At 50.2% G+C, this 6,517-nt stretch carries 6 protein-coding genes; all 6 read right to left on the bottom strand.

Going from position 1 to position 6,517, the window contains the following annotated elements:
* Positions 1-30: 30 nt before the first annotated feature.
* A complete protein-coding gene (locus tag H6570_22625) occupies positions 31-1,947 on the bottom strand; it encodes a tyrosine-type recombinase/integrase (GenBank protein ID MCB9322088.1) in 1,917 nt (638 codons plus the stop codon).
* A 154-nt stretch (positions 1,948-2,101) separates the two neighbouring features.
* Positions 2,102-2,683, bottom strand: coding sequence for a phosphoribosylglycinamide formyltransferase (locus tag H6570_22620; protein MCB9322087.1), 582 nt, complete (start codon positions 2,681-2,683; stop codon positions 2,102-2,104).
* A 7-nt stretch (positions 2,684-2,690) separates the two neighbouring features.
* A complete protein-coding gene (locus H6570_22615; GenBank protein MCB9322086.1) occupies positions 2,691-3,608 on the bottom strand; it encodes a DUF4835 family protein in 918 nt (305 codons plus the stop codon).
* A gap of 6 nt (positions 3,609-3,614) precedes the next feature.
* A complete protein-coding gene (gene coaBC / locus H6570_22610) occupies positions 3,615-4,826 on the bottom strand; it encodes a bifunctional phosphopantothenoylcysteine decarboxylase/phosphopantothenate--cysteine ligase CoaBC (GenBank protein ID MCB9322085.1) in 1,212 nt (403 codons plus the stop codon).
* Positions 4,827-4,902: 76 nt separating this feature from the next.
* Entirely contained in the window at positions 4,903-5,253 is a 351-nt protein-coding gene (locus H6570_22605) for a DNA-directed RNA polymerase subunit omega (protein MCB9322084.1), read from the bottom strand.
* A complete protein-coding gene (gene bamD, locus H6570_22600; GenBank protein ID MCB9322083.1) occupies positions 5,213-6,049 on the bottom strand; it encodes an outer membrane protein assembly factor BamD in 837 nt (278 codons plus the stop codon). Before bamD ends, H6570_22605 begins: the two co-directional genes overlap by 41 nt.
* Between the last annotated feature and the right edge of the window lie 468 nt (positions 6,050-6,517).

Below are 6,517 nucleotides of genomic sequence, written 5' to 3'. Positions count from 1 at the left end.
TAACTTACTTATATCCACGTATTTCTTGTATCAAAGTTGCGCTTTTTTCCAGGGTTTATGATTCGGGTCTAGTTGATCTAAAGGACTTTTGATCATATCGAGGGACTTATTCGTAACATGCGTATAAATCAATGTCGTTTTGATGTCCTTATGACCAAGTAATTCCTGGATGAAACGCACATCAGTGCCCTGGTCCAAGAGATGTGTAGCGAAACAATGCCTTAAGGTGTGTGGCGTTACCTGACGATGAATCTTCGCTTTCTTCGCAGCGCGTTTTACGATTTGCTGGACACTGGTTGCGGCATAGGGGGAATCCTCCCGTTGCCCTTCGAATAACCAGTACTTGGGTTTATATTGATCAAAATAAAAGACCAGTAATTCCTTAAGCCGCGCACTGAGCATGACCGAACGATCTTTCTTACCCTTACCCCCTCGCACAATAATTTGATTTCGATCCCAGTAAATGTCGGCAATTTTTAACGATAGGAGTTCATTGAGTCTTAAGCCACTGCTGTAGATCGTATACAAGACTGCCACATGCTTAAGATTGTCTACGGAGCGGAATAAACGATCGACTTCGGATAAACTTAAAATAACCGGTAAGCGATGCGCTTTCTTAGGTCTCTTGATTTGTTCAATTTCGATTGCAGTCGCAAATTGTACTTTTTCAAAATAAAATTTTACTGCGCTTACAGCTGCGTGTAATAAGCTTTCACTTACCTCTTGAGTTGCCAGTAGGGACAAATACGCATTCACATCTTTTTCTGTGGCTTCGATGATTGATTTTGGATGCAGCCACTGTAAAAAACCGTACAGTTTACCGGTGTATTGTTTAATAGTCCTCCAGCTGTATCGCATTCGTATCAGCGTGTCCGTGAATGTCTTTAAGACATGCTGGTGATTATGAAATTTAAGGAGTAAAACCCGTTGTTGATCTCCAGGCGAAGGAACTACCGTCTTTACCAGCTTGGGATCAACGGGGACCCGGTTGATGACTTTAGCTCCGGCTTGCTTAAAGTGTTCGATGACCCGTATTATGAGTTTATCATCATAAGGAATCCACCAGCGTTTAAACTGTTTGTCATATTCCCTCCATGTCAGGCGACGAATAAAATCCTGATCCACACCATACCCGGAAAGTTTGATCGCCACATGCTTAGGATGCTCTGGAGTATGATACAATTCAATAACAATGGGATCGGTGGACCGACGAATCAAGTCATCAATTTTCTGGTAAACAAGAATCTCCCAATAATTAAAATGGGTTTGTATTGCTTCTAAGTTCGCAACGGTTGCTTTGACCAGCCACATTCTATCCGTGCTTTGCCACCATCCTTTTAATTCCTTTAGGAACAACACATCTTCTTCGCGAAAAGGCATTTTGATTAAAAAATGTCTATTGTTGTAAGTAATCTCCAGGCCTTTCCATTCATTGGATGGTCTGGATATGTTCGCAGCCTGTTTGTCGCCGTCTTCAGGCATTACGAAGTGCTCCGCCTCAGGGACGGATATGCCGGAGTTTTCACTTAATGACCCGGCAAAGTCAGTGGTACCGGTAATTGAAGAATGTTTTGAGGTTGATGGTTTAAGAGATAAAAGTGTGGTGCTCGCTGAGGTATCTTGTGTGGTTGTTATTTTGACAGTTTCTTGTATTTTTTGTGAGGAGCTTGTATCATGAAATAATGCCTTTACATCTACCCAAATTACACCTTTACAGTGAGCCAATAAACGAAAGTAATTTTCATTCGTTGCCGGAATGTACAAACAACGATGTGTGCGTGAAAAGCGGATGCCTTCCAATTTCATGAGGTGGGTTTTGATCCGGTCATCATATGGAAAACGCAGGGCCATCTGTTTCGCTCCGAGATGATCCATTAAAGTTACCGTGATCTGCGGTGCCGTTTGGGGGTGATTTTCTAATGGTGTATTTGCCAATAAGGTAGTCATGGTGGATCGATTGTTATCCAATATAAGTTTAATATTTTAATTATTGGAACGGATTTCTCCGTTGCTGTTCATGCTTCGCCTTCAGTTCCGGATGCCGACCGGGGAATGAGCGTCGGTACGGAATGACCAATAGGTTTAAAACCTTTATGTTGATTCAGGAGTAGCTTTCGCTCTCCCGGATCGCCTTTTCGATCATCGGAGCGAAATGGCGGTATTCCAGCTGGTGGACCTTGTGGGCGATGTCTTCCGGGGTGTCACTTTTCGTGACATCACAACGGGCCTGGAAATAGATGCGGCCTTCGTCGTAACGCGTATTGACAAAATGGATGGTGATGCCGGTCTCGGATTCGCCGGCGTCCCTGACAGCCTCATGTACATGCATGCCGTACATGCCCTTGCCTCCGTATTTGGGCAGCAGCGCCGGGTGGATGTTCAGTATGCGGTCCGGAAAAGCTTCGACGAGATCCGGAGGGATGAGGAGGAGGAAGCCGGCCAGGATGATCCAGTCGATACCCCGATCCTTCAAGAGCTGGGCGACCACACCTTTTTGCCGCAGCATGGATTTGTCAATCACGAGCAGAGGGACGCCAAATTCCCGGGCGTGCCTGATCACGCCAGCGTGCGGATTATTGGTCACGATGGCACTGACGCGGATCGCTGGGTGGTGTTCAAAATATTCCATGATCTTGCGCGCATTGGAACCGATGCCGGAGGCGAAGATGGCCAGGTGATGCATCGGAACGCTAGGATTTGAGGGTAGCGTAATAACGCGCATTCGAGGGGTCGAGGTGTGTCATCACATCGTAGACCTTGGTCTTCTGGGCGGCATCTGCCACCTTGAATACCTGGACCACCTCATTGGCTTTGATGGTCGCGATCAGCTGGATGATCATCGAGGAAGGATAGCTGGTGCGAACCTGGTCAAATTGCTCGATGGCGGCAGCCATGGCCGCGCGGCCCTTCACGGGATCGGTGTACATCATGTCCAGCCCCTGGCGGTGGTATTCGTAGTAGGCATTGCGCAGCGGCTTCACCCGGGCATTGCGCAGATTTTCGATGATCCAGTAGCGGTTGTTGCGCGTGCCGACTGACTTCCAGCCGTTGTCTTCCGAGACCTGATTGGAAGGCAGCTGGTTGATGACGGCTTGGGCGGCATCGAAATAGGGATCGCCGCCGAAGGGCGAAAAAGTGTCGTAATCCAGTCCCAGGATGATGTTGCAATAGAAGGTCACGATCGATACGAGATTGGAGTTGTAGACATTCTTGATGTACTGGATGGGGGTGCCTTCCGAATACTCGAACACAATGTTGGGATCCTGGTAGGCGAAGGTCTGGGTCTCGTACGTCGAGCCGTATACCGGGCGCACGGCATTGATGTTTAGCGTAGCCTGAAAGTTGCCGTCGTTGCCCTCCTTGGTGATGGCCAGGATCCAGGTGCACTGGATGCGTTCATCCTGGTTGTATTGATCTTCGGTCCATTTGGTTTCGTTGATCAGGTTGCGCAGATCCTGCTCCAGCGTGCGGAAGATCTTGGGATCCGTAGACTGAAGCTTGGGGGTGTTGATGGTAACGTTGGCATTTAATTCCTGGGCAGAGAGCGAAGCGGTGTCCAACCACCAGGCGGTCAGCACCATCAAAAGAGCTGCGGTATATCGCGTCATACTTATTTATTTCTGGACCAAATGTACCAATTGCTGCACAATGTCGGCAGCTACGGCCTGCTTTGATTTTAACTCAAAATCCAGCGCTTTATTGTCCGGGAACAGGAAGCGCACTTTATTGGTGTCGTAGTTGAATCCGGCTCCGGCATCGTTCAGCGAGTTGAGAACGATGAAGTCGAAATGTTTTTTCTTCAGTTTCTCCAGGGCGTGGGTGGTTTCATTTTCAGTCTCCAGGGCAAAACCTACGTGGATCTGGCCTGCCTTCTTTTCTGCTCCCAGGCTGGCGGCGATATCCACCGTCTTATGCAGCTCCAGGGCCAGCGTGTCGCCGGTCTTCTTGATCTTCTGTGCGGAAGGGGCTGCCGGGGCATAGTCGGCTACGGCGGCGGCCAGGACGCAGATGTCCTGCTGTGCGTGAATGGCTTTGGCCGCATCGTACATCTCCTGTGCCGTCTGTACCCGCTCCACCTGGATGCCGGGATTGGCGGGCGCCAGCTTGCTCGGTCCGAGGATCAGCGTGGTGGCGGCTCCGGCCTGGGCCAGCGCCTCCGCGATGGCGATGCCCATCTTACCTGACGAATGATTGCCAATGAAGCGCACCGGGTCGATGGGCTCATACGTCGGGCCGGCGGTGACCAGGGCTTTTTTGCCCTGCAGCGGTCCATTCTGGCGGAAGTATACCCGCAGGTGTTCAAAGATATGGGGTGGCTCGGCCATGCGGCCCATGCCGATCAGTCCGCTGGCCAGTTCGCCCTGCTCGGCGGGTATGATCTCTACGCGGTCGGCGATCAGCTGCTGGACGTTTCGCTGCGTGGTGGGGTGGTACCACATGTCGACGTCCATGGCCGGGGCGACAAATACGGGGCAACGCGCTGAGAGGTACGTGGCCACCAGCACATTGTCCGACTGGCCGCTTGCCAGCTTGGCCAGCGTATTGGCGGTCGCCGGGGCGATGATGAAGGCGTCTCCCCACATGCCGAGTTCGACGTGGTTGTTCCAGCCGTTTTCGTTGAGGACGTCGGTCCACACCTCGTGTTTGGAAAGGGTGCTGAGGGTCAGCGGGGTGATGAACTGCGTGGCGCCGGGCGTCATGAGGACACGTACCTGTGCGCCGGCCTGGATGAACAGGCGGACGAGAAATGCCGATTTGTACGCAGCAATGCTGCCGCTGATACCGATGATGATCTTTTTGCCGGCCAATCCGGTAGAAGCATTCATAACGCAGGATTTACCCACCCCTGCTTCCCCTGTCCGGAGGGGATCTCCTTGCGTACGTTACGGGGTGGACTCCGTATCAGTCTTCCAGGATGGGAGCTCTTTTCCGATCGGTGTAGCGGTGATACAGTTCGTTGTTCAAAAATTCATTGGTAGCGATGACTGCCGGGTTGGGCAGGCGCTCGTAAAACTTGGAGATCTCGATCTGCTCCTTGTTTTCGTGCACTTCCTCGATGGTCTCGGAAGTAGCGGCGAATTCGTCCAGCTTCTGGTGCAATTCCTGTTTGATTTCGGAAGACAGCTGACGGGCGCGTCTCGAGATGATGGCCAATGCTTCGTACACGTTGCCGGAGCGCTTGGACATGCTCAGCAAATCGCGGGCGGAGAGGTTAGGATCCATTCCTTGAACTTTGGATTTGATATCGCTCATTTTCCAATAATTTCAGTTTGGTTTTTGATTCGGCTACGATGTCGCGAATCTCGCGCAGGTAAGTGCTGTTGCGGTGTTTCTTAATGAACTCCTCACCACGCTGGACGGCTTCCTCGTAGCGTTCTTTGCGCTTGTCGTAGACGCTGTTGGAAGCGTATTCGAAAGCGGATTTGATGATGTAATAACGTACTTCATCCGGACGCTTGGTGTCCGGGAAGTCTTTCAGCATGTTATCCAGTGAATAAATGGCGGCCTGGTATTGCCGCAGGTTGTAATACAGGATGCCCTGCTGAAAGGCTTTTTCTTCGAGCTTGAGACGCAATTCATCCATGAGGGTATTGCACTGAGTGTTGCGCTCGCTGTTGGGGTAGGAATTGATAAATGTCTGGAGGGCGTTGATGGCCTTGACGGTGTTGTCCTGATCCAGACGCCAGGTCGGTGACAGCAGGTAATAGCAGTAGGCGGAGAGGAAATCCGCTTCTTCCCGCCGTGATGAGTTGAGGAATCCGTTAGCAAAATTCTTGAAATACTGTGATGCCATCTCGTAATCCCGCAGGTGATAGTAGCTGTCGGCCATCATGTAGTTGAGGTCTTCGAACTCGGACCTGCCGCGGAAGCTGTTGATGATGATCTCGATCAGCGAGAGGGCTTTCTGGTATTCGCCGTCCTTGTAGTATTCGACTGCTTTTTTCTGGATGCGCTCCGGGTCATTGCTCAGCCGCACCTGTTCGTATTCACTACGGCAGGCGGCCAGCAGGCTAACCAGAACGGCGAGGATCAGAAAACGATTTTTCATAAGGGTGCAAAGATACGCTTTTTTCATCGAGAGGCAAATATTCTTATCGGGAGGCAATAGATTCAAAATCAGGTGTTTAATGTGGAATGGTGATTGATTCCTTTGAAACGTCCGGGAGGTGTTGGTTGTGTCGGAAGGGTAGGGTTTTAACGATTTATTATTTATTAGTAGGCAGTAGGTAGTATTCAGTATTCAGTAGACAGTAGGCAGTATTCAGTAGACAGTAGACAGGAGAGGGTAAGCAATAGTCAGGGCAGTAAGCATTCAATAGTGAGGAATTGATTGGGGACATAAGTTGGAAAAGATTTGGAGTTTTAACCGCTCCATATGGAATGACCAAGGAATGGGGAGAAAGAGTAAAGGGTAGGAGGTTCTAATTTGATTGAGATTATCTGTCATGCCTACAGCACTCTGAAATCTCATTGGAACTGAATCAGCGGATTGAAATCCGCTACTACAAGATGTATC

It is taken from the genome of Lewinellaceae bacterium, from assembly GCA_020636135.1.
In the GTDB taxonomy this organism is placed as follows: Bacteria; Bacteroidota; Bacteroidia; order Chitinophagales; family Saprospiraceae; genus JAGQXC01.
Note: the sequence above shows the minus strand (reverse complement) of the source record. Positions and strands in the feature narration are given on the sequence as shown.